This is a genomic window from Aeromonas sp. 19NY04SH05-1, assembly GCF_040581895.1.
GTDB classification, from domain to species: domain Bacteria; phylum Pseudomonadota; class Gammaproteobacteria; order Enterobacterales; family Aeromonadaceae; genus Aeromonas; species Aeromonas enteropelogenes.
On sequence record NZ_CP095328.1, the window covers coordinates 2840707 to 2857742 of the forward strand.

The following is a 17036-nucleotide window of genomic DNA, read 5'->3' on the forward strand; positions in this document are numbered from 1 at the left end:
AATTTTTTCACTATGTTAATAAAAAACTTTTATTGATGTCGATTTATCCCGACCCTATTGATGATTTCGTCTCAAAACAAGAAAAAATCATTGATAAATAACGGGCTTATGCCAAAACGATGTCATCCTGACAGGCCGATTTGTCACCGCGACAGATAAAAACAAAGCGCCATATGGCGCTTTGTTTTTATCGCGAGTCAACTCGTGTCGCAGGGCTGCAGAGCGAGTTACTCGATCATGGCCGGTTGAGCCAGGTTGTCGGCACGCCACAGACGATAGCGCACTTCATATTCCTGGGGCACATAGATGACGAATGGCAGCTTGGAGTTGTAGTTCACAAAGAAGCCCTGGCCATATACCTGAACGAAAGACTCCTTCTTCTGTCCATCCGGGCAGGCCATCAGGGTGCTGATGGGGTCGGATACCTTGCCCAGCACCAAGTAGTTGTAACCCCAGCCCTTGACGCTGTGCTGTTCCAGATTGCCGGCAAAACGTGGCACGTTGCAATCCACCATCATCTTCTTGCCAACCTGCAGCTCGACCATCATGTCGGCTTCTTTTTCGACTTCGGGCAGGCGGATCACCACACGTTCCTGATTCACGTCAGCGGCTGGGAACATGCTGATATCAAATTTTTTCGGCTCGGCAGCGACGGCATGGCCGCCCAGCAACAAGGCGCCCAGCAGGCTAAAACGCAGTACGGTTTTCATCTGTACCTCTTGGGGTTGGTTCAACGCCGCTAGACTAACCGCTCTGCCGATTTCATGCCAGCGCTCTGCGCCGCAAATCTCGCAGGAACCGGCACACAATGACGCTATCTGGTTATTTTCTGACATGGTGCACACGCCCGTTGCGGGAATGTCATGAAAAAGGCGAGGCCAACTGACCTCGCCATGCACCAACTTACTCTTTTTTCACTATTTTTTAGCCGTCTCATGGGCCTGGATGACGGCCACCGCCTTGTCCGGGAAGTCGCTGAACACCCCGTCCACATCCGCCTGATAAAGGAAGATGTTCAGGAGATCGGTGAAGTCCTTGGCATAGGCGGGGATCTGTCCCTCATCCTGACGGAAGGTATAAGGATGCACCTTGAGACCGGCGGCATGGGCCTCTTTCACCATGTTGGTGAAGTCCGGCTTGCCAGGAGTACCCGGCTCGGTCACCACCATCGGCTTCCAGGGACCAATCCCTTCGGCATAGGAGGCGATGGTCTTCATGGCGCCCGGTTTGAACATCCAGTCGTAGTCATAGGGGGTAGCCTTGCCCTTGGCGTCATAGACCATGGTCTCGTTCCAGTCGGTCTCGGCCATCAGCTGCACCAGCTTGAGATCCATCCCCATGGCAGGCATCAGCTCGCTGTTGATGCGCTTGAGCTCGTTGGCATCGAAGCATTGCAGATAGACCTTGTCATCCTTGGTGGTGTAGCCGTACTCCTTGAGCACCTTCAGCACTGCCTTGGAGATGTCCTTGCCTTCGTGGCGAAACAGCCAGGGGGCCTTGATCTCCGGATAGATGCCGACGTTCTTGCCGGTGCTCTTGTTCATGCCCTGGATCATCTCGATCTCTTCCTGGAAGGTGTGGATCTTGAAGTTGGACTTCCAGAGCGGGAAGCGGGCGGGATAAACGGGGACCTGCTTGCCATCCACCAGCTGGAACGGCTCGGTCATGCGCAGGGAGCGCACCTCGTCCAGGGTGAAGTCCACTACATAGTAGCGGCCATCCGGGCGGGCCCGGCCGGGGAAGCGCTCGGCCACGTCAGTAATGCCGTCGAGGAAGTGATCGTGCATCACCACCAGCTGGTCATCCTTGGTCATCACCAGGTCTTGCTCGAGGTAGTCCACTCCCATGGCGTAGGCCATGGCCTTGGACTCCAGGGTGTGTTCGGGCAGGTAACCGGAGGCGCCGCGGTGAGCGATCACCACCTTGCCTTCATCGACGGCCAGCGCAGGCAATGACAGGGAGGCCCCAAGGCCCAACGCAATGAGGGAAATAGCGAATTTTTTCATATGTGATGCTCTTTATTATTGTGTAGGTAGTTGTTCTATCAGAGGTTTATTGCAGTTTTAGGGCGGGCTGCCTGGCAGCAGCCCGCTTTTTCATCAGCTTGCCTTGGGCAAGGCGTGATGATGTTGCGCCAACCAGGCTTGCAGTTGCTGCTGTTCGGCGTCGGAGAGGCGCAGCCCCAGCTTGCTGCGGCGCCACAGGATATCTTCCAGGGTAAAGGCCCACTCGCGCTCGATGAGATAGCGCACCTCGGATTCATACAATCCGGCACCGAAGTGCTGGCCACGCTCCTCTTTCAGCCAGAGGCGGGCATGGCTGCCATAGGCTTCAGCGATGCGCAGGGCACTGCGATCATCGAGCCAGTCGAATTCGAGCGCATAGGCGCGCGCCAGTTCGCGTACCGTGCAATCGAACTCGCCGCCGGGCAGGCGGCTGCTGGCGGTCCAGTCGTCGCCCATCTGGCTGAACCAGGGCTTGAGCTTGTTGCAGGCAGCCTGGGCCAGCTTGCGATAGGTGGTGAGCTTGCCACCAAACACCGAGAGCAGCGGCGCGCCGTCGGACTCGCCGGAGAGTTCCAGCGTGTAGTCGCGGGTCACCGCCTGGGGCGAGTCGGATTCGTCATCGCACAGCGGGCGCACCCCGGCATAGGTCCAGATCACATCTTTCGGGGCGATCTGGCGGGTGAAGTGGGCGTTGACCACCTTGCACAGGTAGTTGACTTCGGCGTCGCTGATCCTGGCCTCGCGCGGGCTGCCGTGGTGCTCCACGTCCGTGGTGCCGATCAGGGAGTAATCCTGCTGGTAGGGAATGACGAAGACGATGCGGTTGTCCTCGTTTTGCAGGATGTAGGCCTCTTCGCGCTCATGGATGCGCGGCACCACGATATGGCTGCCTTTGATGAGGCGAATACCGCGCGGGGATGCCTCGTGCAGGCTCTCGTCATAGAAGGTTTTGACCCAGGGGCCGGCCGCATTGACCAGACCGCGGCAGGAGACGGTGAACTGCTCGCCCCCTTCCCGCTCCAGGGTCAGGATCCAGTGTTTGGATCCGCGCACCGCCTTGACGCAGCGGGTACGGGTCTGCACGTCGGCGCCCTTGTCCCGGGCCATCATGGCGTTGAGCACCACCAGGCGGGCGTCATCGACCCAGGCGTCGGAATATTCAAACCCCTTGCTGATGCCGGCGGTCAAACCATCTTGCGGCAGGAAGCGCACGCCGCTGCTGCCCTTGAGCTTGTCGCGCTTGGCCAGATTGTCATAGAGGAAGAGGCCGGCACGGATCATCCAGGCCGGGCGCAGGTGCGGACGATGGGGCAAGCGAAAACGCATGGGGCGCGCGATATGGGGCGCCATGCCGAGCAGCACCTCCCGCTCCGCCAGCGCCTCTTTCACCAGCCGGAATTCATAATGTTCGAGATAGCGCAGGCCGCCGTGGATCAGCTTGCTGGAGTTGGACGAGGTGGCCGAGGCGAGATCCTGCGCTTCAAACAGCGCCACCTTCAGCCCACGCCCCGCCGCATCGGCCGCAATGCCGACGCCGTTGATGCCGCCGCCGACGACGACCAGATCATAATGTTCGCTCATGTTCACCTACTTTCATTTTTATGATTGCTATGGCAGCAATGTTTGATTTCGCTCATTTTAGAACATAAAAAACCAACAAACGAACATTTTATGGCGAAAGTGTGATCGCACCATCCCACGGTAAGCGGCAAATATGGCATGGCACGCTCACCAGCGATGCGCTGCCGGACAGGGGGTAGCGCAGCTCAGGTGAAAACTAACCATTAAGGGATATAAAAATAGAAAAGCCGCCCGGATGAGCGGCTAATGATGAGGATATCAGCCTGCGACGATCAGCAGATATGGCAGGCGATCTGGTGCTGCGCCATCAGCCGCACCAGCTTCTCCGGCGGCTCCTGATCGGTGAAGAGGGCGTGGACCTGGCTGAGGTTGCCGAGGTTGACCATGGCATTGCGACCGAACTTGGTGTGGTCGGCGGCCAGGAACACCTGACGGGAGTGGGCGATGATGGCCTGGGCAATCTTCACCTCGTGATAGTCGAAATCGAGCAGGGAGCCGTCGCTGTCGATGCCCGAGATGCCGATGACGCCATAATCCATGCGAAACTGGCCGATGAAGTCGCGGGTCGCCTCCCCCACTATGCCGCCATCCCGGTTGCGGATCTCGCCCCCGGCGATGATGACGGTGAAGTCATCCTTGGCGGTCAGTATGCTGGCCACGTTGAGGTTGTTGGTGACGATGCGCAGCTCACGGTGATCGAGCAGAGCGCGGGCGATGGCCTCGGTGGTCGTGCCGATGTCGATAAAGAGGGAGGAACCGTCGGGAATATTGGCCGCCACTTCCCGGGCGATACGCTCTTTCTCCTTGAGCTGCATCACCTTGCGGGCGCTGTAGGCAGTATTGACCGTGCTCGAATGCAAAGAGGCACCACCGTGATGGCGCCGGATCTTGTTCTGTTCGGCGAGATCGTTCAGATCCCGGCGAATGGTCTGGGGACTGACGTCAAAATGGCTCACCAGATCGTCGGTCGAGACAAATCCCTGCCGCGTCAGGACCTCCAGGATCTCCAGATGTCGTTGGGTTTGTTTCACGCTTTCACTCCGATGATGAAACGAAAAAAGGCCCCGGCAGATGCGGGGCCTTCTGGCAGTTTACCTGATCCCCTTTGGGATCAATAAGCTGGGGATCACGTTTTATGCCTTATTGGCCGCCGCCTTGGCTGCAACGGCGATGTTCTCGTGCTTGAGGGTCATCGCCAGCAGGATGATGGAGAGCACGCAGGATGCGGTCAGCACCACGAAGCCGCCATCCCAGCCAAAGTGGTCAACGGTGTAGCCCAGCATGGCGTTGGCCGCAACCGCACCACCCAGGTAACCGAACAGACCGGTGAAGCCTGCCGCGGTACCGGCCGCTTTCTTCGGTGCCAGCTCCAGGGCATAGAGACCGATCAGCATGACGGGGCCGTAGATGAGGAAGCCGATGGCCACCAGCGCCAGCATGTCGACGGTGGGGTTGCCCGCCGGGTTGAGCCAGTAGACCAGCACGAACAGGGTCACCAGCACCATGAACAGGATGCCGGCCGGGGCGCGGCGGCCCTGGAACATCTTGTCGGAGATCCAGCCACACAGCAGGGTGCCCGGGATACCCGCCCACTCATAGAGGAAGTAAGCCCAGGAGGATTTGTCGACGGAGAAGTCCTTGGCCTCTTTCAGATAGGTCGGGGCCCAGTCCAGCACGCCGTAACGAATGAGGTAAACGAAGGCGTTGGCGATGGCGATGTACCACAAGAGCTTGTTGTGCAGCACGTACTTGACGAAGATCTCCTTGGCGGAAAACTCCTGCTCGTGGCTCTCGTTGTAATCCTTCGGATAGTCGTTCTTGTACTCCTCGATGGGGGGCAGACCAACCGATTGCGGGGTATCACGCATCACGAAGAAGGCGATGACCGCGATGGCAGCGGCGGCCGCAGCCGGCACATAGAAGGCACTGCGCCAGTCATTGAACCAGCCCATCCCCAGAATGAACAGCGGACCTATCATGCCACCACCCACGTTGTGAGCCACGTTCCAGACCGAAACGATCTCGCCCCGCTCCTTCTGTGACCACCAGTGCACCATGGTGCGACCGCAGGGGGGCCAGCCCATGCCCTGCACCCAGCCGTTCAGGAACAGGAGCACGAACATGATGGCGATGCTGGAGGTGGCCCAGTGCATTGTCCCCATCATGAACATGATGCCGGCCGACAGCAGCAGACCGGCAGAGAGGAAGTAACGGGCGTTGGAGCGATCCGACACGTTGCCCATCAAAAACTTGGAAAGGCCATAGGCGATGGAGACCCCGGACAGGGCAAAGCCGAGATCCCCGCGGGAGAAGCCCTGCTCCACCAGATAGGGCATGGCCAGACTGAAGTTTTTCCGAACCAGGTAGTAACCTGCGTAACCGAAAAAGATCCCGATGAAGACTTGCCAACGCATGCGTTTATAGAAGGGGTCGACCTTGTCAGCCGGAAGCCTGTCGATGTGCGGTGCAGGCCTGAAGAGACTAAGCATGTTCTGCTTCCTTATTGTTGTTATGGGCGGTTGAGGATGCCCTGACCAAGCTGACGAATCGAGTGAGTCCTCAAATTCGAAAGCGAGCCAATTGTGCGCATAAACGCTCACAAGTTCTGTGACACATGCTCAAATATTGCAGATTTATTACAAACAAAAAGCCTCAAATGAGAAATCAATCATCAAGCGCAACCCCTTGTACGGCAAGGGATAGAGACTACCACCTTGGGGGTAATTGGCCGTTATCAGGTTGCTTTACGTCACATTTTCTTAGCAATGAGTGGGATCTTGCCCACATTTCCCATGGCGGGGGGATGGTGAATTCGGCGGGACGGGTTATTTTCTCACACGTCCGATAACGAACAAAAACGAGCATAACGTTTGCGTAAGGTGAGAAAAAACAGGGAAACGTTTCCGGACGCAACAGATAGATAGAAAAACGATAAAACGGAACATCGACAATAACAGAACATCAAACCTCTACTACGGGTGGATACGAGGAATACAGATATGAGCATACAAAGACCCAATACCCTGCTTGGTGAGTGCATCGCCGAGTTTATCGGCACCGGCCTGCTGATCTTCTTCGGCGTAGGATGTGTGGCCGCCCTGGTGCTGGCAGGCGCCAATTTTGGTCAGTGGGAAATTTCCATTACCTGGGGCCTTGGCGTGGCCATTGCCATCTATGTGACCGGCGGTATTTCAGGTGCCCACCTGAACCCGGCCGTCACTCTGGCGCTGATGACCTTCGCCGGCTTTGACAAACGCAAGGTGGTGCCCTTCATCATCGCCCAGATGGCAGGCGCCTTCTGCTTCGCCGCCCTTGTCTACTTCCTGTATGGTAACCTTTTCACCCAGTGGGAGGTGACCCATAACGTGGCACGCGGCAGCATCGAGAGCCTCGGCACTGCCGGCATCTTCTCTACCTACCCCAATGCCCTGATCTCCAACCTGCAGGCCTTCGCGGTCGAGCTGGTGATCACCGCCGTGCTGATGCTGGGCATTCTGGCACTGTGCGACAACAATAACGGTGCCCCCAAAGGTTTCGCCGCCGCCCTGCTGATCGGTATCCTGATCGCGGTGATCGGCGCCTCCCTTGGCCCGTTAACCGGTTTTGCCATGAACCCGGCCCGTGACTTCGGTCCCAAGCTGTTTGCCTTCTTCGCTGGCTGGGGTGATGTGGCCCTGACCGGTGGTCGTGACAACCCCTACTTCTGGGTCCCCATCCTCGGCCCCATCGTCGGTGCCCAGATTGGTGCCGCCCTCTATGTGAAAGTATTGGCCCCCTGTGTGCCGGGCAACCGTGTTGCCACCACCGAGCAAGCCACCCAAACCGCCAAAGCCAAAGAAGAGGCCGCCGCGTAAGAGCGGCCCCATAAAACGTGGAGAACATCATGTCTGCTGAAAAGAAATATGTCGTCGCTCTGGACCAGGGTACCACCTCCTCCCGCGCCATCGTCTTCGATCAGGATGCCAACATCGTCGGCACCTCCCAGCGCGAATTCACCCAGCACTACCCGAAAGCGGGCTGGGTAGAGCACGACCCGATGGAGATCTGGGCGACCCAATCCTCCGTCTTTACCGAAGTACTGGCCAAGACTGGCCTGCGCAGCGAAGAGATCGCCGCCATCGGCATCACCAACCAGCGTGAAACCACAGTGGTATGGGAAAAGGCCACCGGCAAACCCATCTACAACGCCATCGTCTGGCAATGCCGCCGCACCGCCGCCATCTGTGAAGAGCTCAAAGCCCGGGGCCTCGAAGAGTACGTGCGCGAAAACACCGGCCTGGTGCTGGACGCCTACTTCTCCGGCACCAAGGTGAAGTGGATCCTCGACAACGTCGAAGGGGCCCGCGAGAAGGCGATGAACGGCGAGCTCTTGTTCGGCACCATCGACACCTGGCTGGTGTGGAAGATGACCAACGGTGAAGTGCATGTCACCGACCCGACCAACGCCTCGCGCACCATGCTCTACAACATCCGTGATCTGAAGTGGGATCAGCGCATGCTGGACGAGCTGGGCATCCCCATGTCCATGCTGCCGGAAGTGAAACCCTCCTCCGAGGTCTATGGCTACACCACCCGTGGCGGCGGCTCCCGCATCCCCATCGCCGGTATCGCCGGTGACCAGCAGTCCGCCCTGTTCGGCCAGCTCTGCTTCGAAAAAGGGATGGCCAAGAACACCTACGGCACCGGCTGCTTCATGCTGATGAACACAGGCACCGAGCCGGTTCGCTCCAATAACGGCCTGCTGACCACGGTCGCCATCGGCCCGAAAGGGGAAGTGAACTACGCGCTGGAAGGGGCCGTGTTCATGGGCGGTGCCACCATTCAGTGGCTGCGTGACGAGCTCAAAATCATCCACGATGCCCGCGACACCGACTACTTCGCGAGCAAGGTGGGCGACACCAACGGCGTCTACCTGGTGCCGGCCTTCGTCGGTCTGGGTGCCCCCTACTGGGATCCGTATGCTCGCGGCACCATGGTCGGCCTGACCCGCGGCGCCAACCGCAACCACATCATCCGTGCGGCGCTCGAATCCATCGCCTACCAGAGCCGCGACGTGCTGGATGCGATGCAGCAGGACTCCGGCATCAAGCTGGCAGCCCTGAAGGTGGACGGTGGCGCAGTCGCCAACGACTTCCTGATGCAGTTCCAGTCCGACATGATGCACACCCCGGTAGTTCGTCCGACCCGCATCGAGACCACCGCCATGGGCGCTGCCTTCCTGGCAGGCCTCGCCGTCGGCTTCTGGAAGAGCTCGGACGAGCTGGAAGACAAGTTCAGCGTGGACAGAGAGTTTATCCCGCAGATGGACCGTGACGAGCGCGCCAAGCGCTACAACGGCTGGAAGAAAGCCGTCGAGCGTTCCCGCCGTTGGGCCGAAGAGGATTGATCGGCTAGCCGACTCCTTTTTGGACGCAAACATGCCAAGAGGCCGACAGCGATGTCGGCCTCTTTTTTATCTCGCGCTCTGTGCGTGTTCTGCCTTGATGACCACCTGCGTCATTAAACCATCAAGCCAGCCATCCATGCTCACCTCTACCCGGCCAGAGGCAGGGAATGGGTTGGCACCTGTATCCCGTCCAGCTCTGTTCAGCCCTTACAGGGTGTGGCTGCCTAATTGCTCCTTCAAAAAATCGAGCCAGACCCGCAGCCGGATATCCCGCTGGGCATCAGAGTAGAAGACCGCATTGATGGGGCGCGAAGCGCCGCTGTTGCTGCGAGCCAGCACCTCCACCAGGGCGCCACTCGCCCGATCCGGCCCGGTCATAAAGTCCGACAAACAGACGATCCCCTGCCCCGCCAGCGCCAGCTGGCGCAAGGTCTCGCCACTGCTGGCACGCAGGGTCGGGTGAATGGGAAAGCGATCCCCCTGCTCTTCACTCAGTAGCGGCCAGTGATTGAGGTGATCGGGATGCAAAAAGCCGAGCAGCTCGTGGCCCGTCAGCAGATCCGCCGGCTGGCGCGGGGTGCCGCGCGCCTTCAGATAGTCGGGAGAGGCCAGCAGCCGCAATCTGGATCGTCCGAGCGGCAGGGCGCGCAGGGAGGAGTCGCTCAGCTCGCCGATACGAATGGCCATGTCCACCCGCCGCTCCATCAGGTTGATAAAGCCTTCGGAGCTGTGCAGTTGCAGCTCTATCCCCGGATAACGGCGGCGAAACTCGCCGATGATGGGCACCAGTCGATGCAGGATAAAGGGGGTGGCGGCATCGACCCGCAAGATCCCCTCCGGCTGTTCGCGGCGCATCAACAGCAGCCCCTCCGCCTCGCTCATCTCGGTCAGGATCTTCACCGCCCGCTGATAGAACCAGCTCCCCTCCTCGGTCAGGCTGACCCGCCTCGTGGTGCGATTGAGCAGCACGGTGGCGAGCTTCTCTTCGAGCCGCTTGATGCCGCGGCTCACCACCGAGTTGTCCATACCGAGGTTCTCTGCCGCCTGGCGAAAACTGCCCGCCTCCACCACGGCCACAAACAGGGTCAGTTCATCAGAATGGGTCTTCATTGCTGTTATTCCGGCAAGAGTAATGGGCCTTTATAGGCGCATTGGCCATGCACTGGCAAGGCCAGCGGGACGCCACCAGCCGCAAAATCCTCGCCAATAACGTGATGGCCAACCCATCTATCCATCGGGCTTATGGGTAGAATGCCCGCCATCAGGCATCGTATGGCGCCACACATACTCACCAAGAGAGACCCCATGACATTCAAAGAGCGACTGGCCGCCGCCCATCAGGAGCTTGCCTGCAAGGGCGTATGGCAATCCCATTACGCTCCTCTCCTGTTCAGACTGCTGCGCAGGCTCGGTTATCCGGTCAAGCCACCCCACTACCAGAGCTGGCTTGCCAACCTGCTGGGATTTGGCATCAGCGCCGGGCTGATCTGGGGTCTGTTAATGTGGCTGTTCAGCTGGCATGGCACTGAAATAGAACCCGTTGACGCCCTGCGCCAGACAGCCCTGTTTGCTGCCCTCTTCGGTCTGCTGATGGCAAGCAGCATAGGAATAAGGCGCAAACAGCTGAAATTGACCCCGTGGGAACAGCTGACCCCCACGACAACGACCCCCACCATTCATGAGTGACCCCATGTTCAACCAATTTTGTCCCCACTGCGGGATTGAGACCGATCACCGCGAGCGGATCCTGCCCAAGGTTCAGCACCACGAAGAGTCTCCCCGCGGGGTCCTCAAGGCCTTTCTCAGCGGCCTTTTTTCCGGCTCAAGCATGAGCGGTATCGCCGCCATGGATCAGGTCGACCGCTATCTGGTCTGCACCAGATGCGGGCTCGATACCCTGGCCAATCAGGGCGAGGAGTTTCAATAGGCAAGGTTTATTCTGCCATCATCAACTCATCGACACCGCGCGGATAAGCCGGCGAACCATCGACCAGCAGGGAGCAACCCAGATGAAAGCCCATGAAAAACTGAACTATGTGGAGTTTGCCGCCAGGGATCTCGCCGCCACCAAGGCCTTCTTTCAGGCCGCCTTTGGCTGGCAGTTTGCCGATTACGGCCCTGACTACTGTGCCTTTGCCGGGGAAGGGCTCGACGGCGGTTTCTATCGCGCCGATCTCTGCAGCCAGAGTGCGCAAGGCGGCGCCCTGCTGGTGTTCTACAGCGCCGATATTGTCGCAACCCAGACCAAGGTGACCAACGCAGGGGGCACCATAGTCAGGCCCCTGTTCGACTTTCCCGGTGGCCGCCGCTTTCACTTTACCGAGCCCAGCGGTAATGAATTTGCGGTCTGGGCTGAAAAACACTGATAGTAGATAAATTTATTTAAAGAAACTAAATGGACGTAATTATGTTTGGATTAGAAGCAGACCGAAGTAAATTTAAAAGTGACCCTTTAAGCTATAGTGCTCAAGGATTTCTTCAATGGCGTATGATTGAGTCTATGGTTACAAACTCGGACTTCGATCCATATGTACCACCCACTAACGAAATATTGAAAAACCCAATTTTATGGATATCACAAGCAGAAGCATTGACTCAAGCCGCAGTTACCATAATAAAATCAGAGCCTAAGTTTGAGAACATGCCTATCCATTTTAGAGGAATATGTGATAGCCAATTTTGTGCCATAGGCCTAATGCTAATCGGGTATAGCTTAGAGGTAACACTTAAAGCCATGATGGTTATCAACCATGGAATTGATGGTTATAAAGCGATTGAAAAGAAAAATAGACATCATCGCTTACATGTCTTGGCTGACGTTGTACCAGGCTTAACGGATAAAGATAAGGCTATCTTACAAGGAATAACTCACTTCGTGTATTGGGCTGGCCGCTACCCTGATCCTGGTTCAGGTAGAGAAGATGATGCTTCAGAAATATTCTCAATTGCCGAAGAAAACGAAATTACAGCTAAAGATGTTTTTTATGTGGCTTCAAAAATAATGGCTTACACCATCAATGTCGTTGATGAAAAGCACTTTTAAAAAAATGACTCTGTTCATATATCATTGCTGCTCGCCTCTCAATTCACTATTGCAATAGTGTCCCTTTTTCCCTGCCAGCCTCATATTCATACTGAACCTTCATTTTGCAAGGAGGTTCAGATGTCATCGCCCGTGATAGTGATTGCCCAGCTTGAGGCCAAACCCGAATTTGCCACCCGGTTTCGCGCCGCCTTGGGCCCCTTGATCGCGGCCACCTTGCAGGAGTCGGGCTGCCTGCGCTATCAACTGCATCAGGATCTGGACCATCCCCACAGCTGGATGCTCTACGAGGTGTGGGAGAGTGAAGCCGCCCTCACCACTCACCAGAGCCAACCCCACTTTATCGAGTTTCTCGCCAAAACCGGGCCCTGGTTTGCCGGCAGCACCATTCGTCGTTATCAGCCGCTGGGTACCTGAATGGCTTGTATCCCTGACGACGACACAAAGCACCAGCACCACCCTGCCCTTTGATCTGTAAAGAGGGGCCAACCAATTTGAGGAATAGCATGATGAAGATGCCCAACCTGGGTATTGGAACCTTCCGCCTGTCCGGGCAACCCCTGCGTGACTCCCTGCTGCAGGGGCTTGAGCTTGGCTATCGCCATATCGACACCGCCCAGATCTACGCCAACGAGGCCGAAGTGGGCCAACTGATGGCCGAGAGCGGCGTGCCCCGCCAGGATATCTACCTGACCACCAAGGTGTGGACCAGCGAGTTTGGCCAGGGCAAGGTGATCCCGAGCCTGGAGATGAGCCTGGAAAAACTGGGCTCCGACTATCTGGATCTGGCGCTCATTCACTGGCCCTCCCCCAGGGATGAAGTGCCGATGGCGGTCTATCTGACACAGCTGGCCGAGGCCAAAGCCCGGGGCCTGACCCGCGAGATCGGGGTCTCCAACTTCACCGTGGCCCAGCTTAAAGAGGCCATCGACATTCTGGGGCCAGGCTCCATCGCCCACCAGCAGGTGGAGGTTCACCCCCTGCTGCAAAACCGCAAGGTGGTGGAGTTCTGCCAGGCACAGGGCATCGCCGTCACCGCCTATATGCCGCTCGCCTATGGCAAGGTGCTGAGCGAGCCGCTGCTGATGGAGATCGGCCAGCACCACGGCGTCTCTGCGGCCCAAGTGTCGCTCGCCTGGCTGCTGGCGCAGGGCATGGCGGTGATCCCGAGCTCCACAAGGCGGGAGAACCTGATCGCCAATCTGGCCGCCCTCAAGGTGACGCTCAGTAGCGATGAGATGGCTGTCATCGCCACCCTGGATCGAGGCGAGCGCTGCGCCAACCCGGACTTTGCCCCCGCCTGGGATAACTAAGCCGGGATGTAACGCCCCTGGCAGCCAAAAACAAGCCGGGCGAAGGCGCTCCCGCCTTCGCCCGGATTTGCGGGATAGATCCCGCTTGCTGCTTTATCACGCCCCGTCAATCGCCTCCCCTTAGGGTGCATTTGGGCAGAGCGCAGGATCAAACACTTGGTTCCAGTCCGACTTCATGTCGACCACCACCCAGCCCCGCGCCTTCGCCTGAGCCAACCCATCGACCAGCTTGCCGCTGGCCGGAGGGTGACTGTCATAGGCATATTCCCGCTTGGCGTCCGTGTGGTGGACCAGCAGACCAAAGGTACGGTAGTCGGGGTTGGTCGAGGTGTACTGCAGCATGGGCACATCGCCATCGCTGTTGCCAAAGGCCGCCACCGGGCGCTGTCCCATAAAGAGGTGGATGGCCGCCGGTTTGGCCTTGCCATCGTCATAGTAGGCCCCCGTCATGGTCTTGCGGATCGCTGACCCATCCTCCGTCAGGGTAAACTCCCCTTGCGCAAACGACCCCACCACCTGCTGCGGCGGTATGCCATACATAGGCTCCGCCAGCTCCCGGATAAAGTCGGCGCCACCACCGGAGACAATCCAGGTCTTGAAGCCGTTTTCCCGCAGATAGGTGAGCAGCTGCTTCATCGGCAGATAGCCAAGCTGGTTGTAGTGGCAGCCATAGCGGGGATCTTTTTTGCTGCTCACCCAGTTGTTCACCCGCTTGGCAAATTCCGTGGTGGTCATGCCGCTGTGCGTCAGGACCACCAGTTGCACAAGCCCCTTCTCCCCCATCCTGGTCAGAGCCTTGAGATCATCGTTTAGCACAGCGGCGGCGACGGGCTCTTTTTTCCACTCAGGGTGGTCTGGCGCCATACGCTTGATCTCGTCTATCGCAAACTGCAGCTGAAACGTCAGGGGCGCCTCAGGCCACAGGGTGCCGTCATTATCAAACACTACAAAGCGCTTCTCTTCCGGGATAAAGGTGGCTTTTTGCTGATCCGTGGCATCGGCCACCCATTTGATGATCGCCTGCTTGGCGGTTGTGTCATTCCAGGCGAAGAGGGGATCTTGCGGGGCGGCCTGGGCGGCAAAGGCACCGCACAGCAAAAGAAGGGAGGATAGTCTGGTCAGTTTCATCTTGTGTCCTGTTTTGCAAGGGAAAAGCCATGACTGGCAGCCCTGAGCGACATCCCCCGTTATCTATCCGGGCCACCCCTGTACCAGCGCCTAAACCATCTACCGGAGCTTACCCCAACGCCCAACGAGTGCAATATGACACCACTGCCAATAGCCACAACAAGCCAGGGGGAGAAGGCGATTAACGGCCAGATTGATGCGAATTGATCAAAAGTCATTTGAATATGCCGTCATTTTTGCCAACAAACTGCCTCGGCATACTGGCGCCATTCTCCCGTCGGGAGTCCCTATCCAAGGAGTTGTTATGCCACTGGCGTTATTTGCCCTTACCTTAAGTGCCTTTGCGATCGGCACCACCGAATTCGTGATCGTGGGGCTTATCCCCACCATCGCCGAGCAACTCAATGTCTCGCTCCCCTCGGCGGGCCTGCTGGTCAGCCTCTATGCCCTTGGGGTGGCCATCGGCGCCCCCGTGCTCACGGCACTCACCGGCAAGGTGCCGCGCAAGTGGCTGCTGGTGGGGCTAATGGCGCTCTTCACTGCCGGCAACCTGCTGGCCTGGCAGGCGCCCGGTTACGAGAGCCTGATTGTGGCCCGCATCCTCACAGGGCTGGCCCACGGGGTCTTCTTCTCTGTGGGCAGCACCATCGCCACAGGCCTCGTGGTCAAAGAGAAAGCAGCGAGTGCCATCGCCATCATGTTCAGCGGCCTCACCATAGCGCTGGTGACCGGCGTACCGCTCGGCACCTGGATTGGTCAGGTGTTCAGCTGGCGCGAAACCTTTCTGGTGGTAAGCCTGCTGGGGTTGGTGGCCATGGTGGGCAGCCTGCTGCTGATCCCCAATAACCTGCCCAAGGGAGCCGCCTCGACTATCCGCGATCAGCTCTCCGTGCTCACCAAAAAGCCCTTGCTGCTGGTCTATGCCAAGACGGCGCTGGGCTATGGCGGCGCCTTCACGGCGTTCACCTTCCTCGCCCCCATACTGCAGCAGGTGAGCGGTTTTAGCGCCGGAGCGGTGAGCCTCATTCTGCTGGTATACGGGGTCTCGGTCGCCGTCGGCAATATCTGGGGCGGCAAGCTGGCCGACAAGATGGGCCCCCTGCCCGCCCTCAAGCTGCTGTTTGCGGGTCTGGCGCTGGTGCTGCTGGTGCTCACCTTCACCGCCCCCCACCCGGTACTGGCAGTGCTGACCGTGCTGGTGTGGGGCGCCTTTGCCTTTGGCAACGTGCCCGGGCTGCAGGTGCTGGTGGTGAAGCAGGCCGAGCAGCACACTCCAAGGGCGGTGGATGTGGCCTCCGGCCTCAATATCGCCGCCTTCAATGTCGGCATTGCGCTGGGCTCCGTGGTCGGCGGCCTGGTGGTGGAGCACCTCGGCCTGATGCACACCCCCTGGATTGGCGCCCTCATCGTGCTCTTGGCCTATGGTCTCACCCATATCAGCGAGAAGCGTGAAGCCAGACTGGCGCTGGCAATCTAGTCCGCCACGCAACAGAACGAGAAGGCCGACATCCTGTGTCGGCCTTTTTCATTGGCAAGATGGCAATGACTCAAGACTCCTTGGAATCCTCATCGGTGGCCCTGCTGCGCCTGCTGCCGGGGGAAGTAAGCATCTCCTCCCCCGATGGCGGCTATTTTCTCTGGCTCGAGTTTGACCCGCGCCTCGACAGCCGCGCCCTGCACGCCCGGGCGCTGGCCAGCGGTTTCTCACTGGCGCCAGGCGCCCTCTTCTCCAGCAAGGGGCTGCACAACCACTGCCTGCGGCTCAACAGCTCCCATCCCTGGAGCGAGCAGTTGGAAGCGGCCCTCACCCGGCTGGCCAAGCTTATCCACCAGCAGCTGGACGCCATTCCCCCAAAAAACAACAAGGCCCCATAACGGGGCCTTATCGACAATCCATGTACTAATCGGGGATCAGGCGGGGGCATCCAGCTGGGCCACCTGGCGCTCTATGCTGCTTTTGAGGTTGTCATCGAGCTTGAGCGCGCGCGCCAGCTCGTCGAGATAACCGCGCTCCATAAAGTGATCCACGTCGATGGCAAGCAGGGAGGCAAGATAGACCTCGGTGGCCAGCTCCATGTCGGTCACTTCCCGCGCCAGGGCATGGGGATCGAGCGGGCGGGCCAGTTCATCATCAATCCAGCGGGCCGCATCGCTCTGGCCCTGTTCGGTCAGATACTGCTGGATCTTCTGGCGCTCGTCGTTATCGATATGGCCATCGGCCCGGGCCGCCGCCACCATGGCCCGCACCAGGAGAGCGGCTCTGGCATCCAGCGCGTTGCCCTGCAAGGTGCCAATGGGCTGGGTCGGCTGCGCCGGGCTGCCCTGCTGTGCCTGCCAATCCTGATAGAGCTTGTAGGCCAGACCGCCGAGGGCCGCCGCCCCACCGACCGCCGCCACCTTGCCACCATATTTGCGCATCTTCTTGTTGCCAAGCAGCAGGGCCATGGCACCGGCCGCCAGGCCACCCTGAGCCATCCCCTTCATCTGCGCCTTGCGGCTATCGCCGCCTTCGTTGAGCCAGCCCTTGCCAGCTCCCATCAATTGCTCCAGCATTTGTTTCATGGGACCTCCTCGTTGGA

Annotated in this window: 17 protein-coding genes and 1 pseudogene; 10 read left to right on the top strand and 8 right to left on the bottom strand. The window is 58.7% G+C overall.

What is annotated here, in order from left to right; all coding sequences use genetic code 11:
- Positions 1 to 227: 227 nt before the first annotated feature.
- The 5 genes from eco to glpT all read right to left on the bottom strand — a co-directional run bounded on the left by eco (position 228) and on the right by glpT (position 6076).
- Positions 228 to 710: a serine protease inhibitor ecotin gene (gene eco / locus MRK42_RS12975; protein ID WP_026457944.1), complete on the bottom strand. Its 483-nt coding sequence runs from the start codon at positions 708 to 710 to the stop codon at positions 228 to 230.
- Between the two features lie 207 nt (positions 711 to 917).
- Positions 918 to 2006, bottom strand: a complete 1089-nt coding sequence (glpQ, locus tag MRK42_RS12980; protein ID WP_338610327.1) for a glycerophosphodiester phosphodiesterase — start codon at positions 2004 to 2006, stop codon at positions 918 to 920.
- A gap of 93 nt (positions 2007 to 2099) precedes the next feature.
- Positions 2100 to 3587 carry a glycerol-3-phosphate dehydrogenase gene (gene glpD, locus MRK42_RS12985; RefSeq protein WP_338610329.1) on the bottom strand — a complete coding sequence of 496 codons (1488 nt, stop codon included), beginning with the start codon at positions 3585 to 3587 and terminating at the stop codon, positions 2100 to 2102.
- A 272-nt stretch (positions 3588 to 3859) separates the two neighbouring features.
- Positions 3860 to 4618 carry a DeoR/GlpR family transcriptional regulator gene (locus tag MRK42_RS12990; RefSeq protein WP_026456932.1) on the bottom strand — a complete coding sequence of 253 codons (759 nt, stop codon included), beginning with the start codon at positions 4616 to 4618 and terminating at the stop codon, positions 3860 to 3862.
- 102 nt (positions 4619 to 4720) lie between these two features.
- Positions 4721 to 6076 carry a glycerol-3-phosphate transporter gene (gene glpT / locus MRK42_RS12995; protein WP_042028653.1) on the bottom strand — a complete coding sequence of 452 codons (1356 nt, stop codon included), beginning with the start codon at positions 6074 to 6076 and terminating at the stop codon, positions 4721 to 4723.
- Between the two features lie 510 nt (positions 6077 to 6586).
- Between glpT and MRK42_RS13000 the strand changes: the two genes are divergently transcribed.
- Together MRK42_RS13000 and glpK are read left to right on the top strand one after the other, a co-directional pair.
- Positions 6587 to 7441 carry an MIP/aquaporin family protein gene (locus MRK42_RS13000; protein WP_042069858.1) on the top strand — a complete coding sequence of 285 codons (855 nt, stop codon included), beginning with the start codon at positions 6587 to 6589 and terminating at the stop codon, positions 7439 to 7441.
- Between the two features lie 29 nt (positions 7442 to 7470).
- A complete protein-coding gene (gene glpK, locus MRK42_RS13005) occupies positions 7471 to 8973 on the top strand; it encodes a glycerol kinase GlpK (protein WP_042028651.1) in 1503 nt (500 codons plus the stop codon).
- A 207-nt stretch (positions 8974 to 9180) separates the two neighbouring features.
- Here the strand turns inward: glpK and MRK42_RS13010 are convergent, their stop codons facing one another.
- Complete coding sequence (locus MRK42_RS13010) at positions 9181 to 10083, bottom strand: LysR family transcriptional regulator (protein ID WP_338610333.1); 903 nt, start codon at positions 10081 to 10083, stop codon at positions 9181 to 9183.
- A 195-nt stretch (positions 10084 to 10278) separates the two neighbouring features.
- Here MRK42_RS13010 and MRK42_RS13015 point away from each other — a divergent pair, with 195 nt between their 5' ends.
- The 6 genes from MRK42_RS13015 to dkgB all read left to right on the top strand — a co-directional run bounded on the left by MRK42_RS13015 (position 10279) and on the right by dkgB (position 13329).
- Positions 10279 to 10659: a DUF6404 family protein gene (locus tag MRK42_RS13015; protein ID WP_338610335.1), complete on the top strand. Its 381-nt coding sequence runs from the start codon at positions 10279 to 10281 to the stop codon at positions 10657 to 10659.
- Positions 10660 to 10663: 4 nt separating this feature from the next.
- Positions 10664 to 10900 carry a hypothetical protein gene (locus tag MRK42_RS13020; protein ID WP_338610337.1) on the top strand — a complete coding sequence of 79 codons (237 nt, stop codon included), beginning with the start codon at positions 10664 to 10666 and terminating at the stop codon, positions 10898 to 10900.
- 82 nt (positions 10901 to 10982) lie between these two features.
- On the top strand, positions 10983 to 11339 hold the full coding sequence (locus tag MRK42_RS13025; protein WP_338610339.1) for a VOC family protein: 357 nt from the start codon (positions 10983 to 10985) through the stop codon (positions 11337 to 11339).
- Positions 11340 to 11380: 41 nt separating this feature from the next.
- Positions 11381 to 12016 carry a hypothetical protein gene (locus tag MRK42_RS13030; RefSeq protein ID WP_354688281.1) on the top strand — a complete coding sequence of 212 codons (636 nt, stop codon included), beginning with the start codon at positions 11381 to 11383 and terminating at the stop codon, positions 12014 to 12016.
- A 120-nt stretch (positions 12017 to 12136) separates the two neighbouring features.
- Positions 12137 to 12433, top strand: coding sequence for a putative quinol monooxygenase (locus MRK42_RS13035; protein WP_338610343.1), 297 nt, complete (start codon positions 12137 to 12139; stop codon positions 12431 to 12433).
- 89 nt (positions 12434 to 12522) lie between these two features.
- A complete protein-coding gene (gene dkgB / locus MRK42_RS13040; RefSeq protein ID WP_338610345.1) occupies positions 12523 to 13329 on the top strand; it encodes a 2,5-didehydrogluconate reductase DkgB in 807 nt (268 codons plus the stop codon).
- Between the two features lie 120 nt (positions 13330 to 13449).
- Here the strand turns inward: dkgB and MRK42_RS13045 are convergent, their stop codons facing one another.
- Complete coding sequence (locus MRK42_RS13045; protein ID WP_338610347.1) at positions 13450 to 14457, bottom strand: HAD family hydrolase; 1008 nt, start codon at positions 14455 to 14457, stop codon at positions 13450 to 13452.
- Positions 14458 to 14761: 304 nt separating this feature from the next.
- Between MRK42_RS13045 and MRK42_RS13050 the strand changes: the two genes are divergently transcribed.
- Entirely contained in the window at positions 14762 to 15934 is a 1173-nt protein-coding gene (locus MRK42_RS13050) for an MFS transporter (protein ID WP_338610349.1), read from the top strand.
- A gap of 98 nt (positions 15935 to 16032) precedes the next feature.
- Positions 16033 to 16332 (top strand): annotated as a pseudogene (locus tag MRK42_RS13055) (PLP-dependent aminotransferase family protein); the annotation flags it as partial.
- Between the two features lie 36 nt (positions 16333 to 16368).
- Here MRK42_RS13055 and MRK42_RS13060 read toward each other — a convergent pair.
- Complete coding sequence (locus MRK42_RS13060; RefSeq protein WP_223378220.1) at positions 16369 to 17019, bottom strand: tellurite resistance TerB family protein; 651 nt, start codon at positions 17017 to 17019, stop codon at positions 16369 to 16371.
- Positions 17020 to 17036: the final 17 nt, after the last annotated feature.

Coding starts and splice junctions, on each gene's coding strand:
- glpT (WP_042028653.1), bottom strand. CDS start 6,076: ATGCTTAGTCTCTTCAGGCCTGCACCGCACATCGACAGGCTTCCGGCT.
- eco (WP_026457944.1), bottom strand. CDS start 710: ATGAAAACCGTACTGCGTTTTAGCCTGCTGGGCGCCTTGTTGCTGGGC.
- glpK (WP_042028651.1), top strand. CDS start 7,471: ATGTCTGCTGAAAAGAAATATGTCGTCGCTCTGGACCAGGGTACCACC.
- dkgB (WP_338610345.1), top strand. CDS start 12,523: ATGATGAAGATGCCCAACCTGGGTATTGGAACCTTCCGCCTGTCCGGG.
- glpD (WP_338610329.1), bottom strand. CDS start 3,587: ATGAGCGAACATTATGATCTGGTCGTCGTCGGCGGCGGCATCAACGGC.
- MRK42_RS13020 (WP_338610337.1), top strand. CDS start 10,664: ATGTTCAACCAATTTTGTCCCCACTGCGGGATTGAGACCGATCACCGC.
- MRK42_RS13045 (WP_338610347.1), bottom strand. CDS start 14,457: ATGAAACTGACCAGACTATCCTCCCTTCTTTTGCTGTGCGGTGCCTTT.
- MRK42_RS13000 (WP_042069858.1), top strand. CDS start 6,587: ATGAGCATACAAAGACCCAATACCCTGCTTGGTGAGTGCATCGCCGAG.
- glpQ (WP_338610327.1), bottom strand. CDS start 2,006: ATGAAAAAATTCGCTATTTCCCTCATTGCGTTGGGCCTTGGGGCCTCC.
- MRK42_RS13035 (WP_338610343.1), top strand. CDS start 12,137: ATGTCATCGCCCGTGATAGTGATTGCCCAGCTTGAGGCCAAACCCGAA.
- MRK42_RS13060 (WP_223378220.1), bottom strand. CDS start 17,019: ATGAAACAAATGCTGGAGCAATTGATGGGAGCTGGCAAGGGCTGGCTC.
- MRK42_RS13010 (WP_338610333.1), bottom strand. CDS start 10,083: ATGAAGACCCATTCTGATGAACTGACCCTGTTTGTGGCCGTGGTGGAG.
- MRK42_RS13050 (WP_338610349.1), top strand. CDS start 14,762: ATGCCACTGGCGTTATTTGCCCTTACCTTAAGTGCCTTTGCGATCGGC.
- MRK42_RS13030 (WP_354688281.1), top strand. CDS start 11,381: ATGTTTGGATTAGAAGCAGACCGAAGTAAATTTAAAAGTGACCCTTTA.
- MRK42_RS13015 (WP_338610335.1), top strand. CDS start 10,279: ATGACATTCAAAGAGCGACTGGCCGCCGCCCATCAGGAGCTTGCCTGC.
- MRK42_RS13025 (WP_338610339.1), top strand. CDS start 10,983: ATGAAAGCCCATGAAAAACTGAACTATGTGGAGTTTGCCGCCAGGGAT.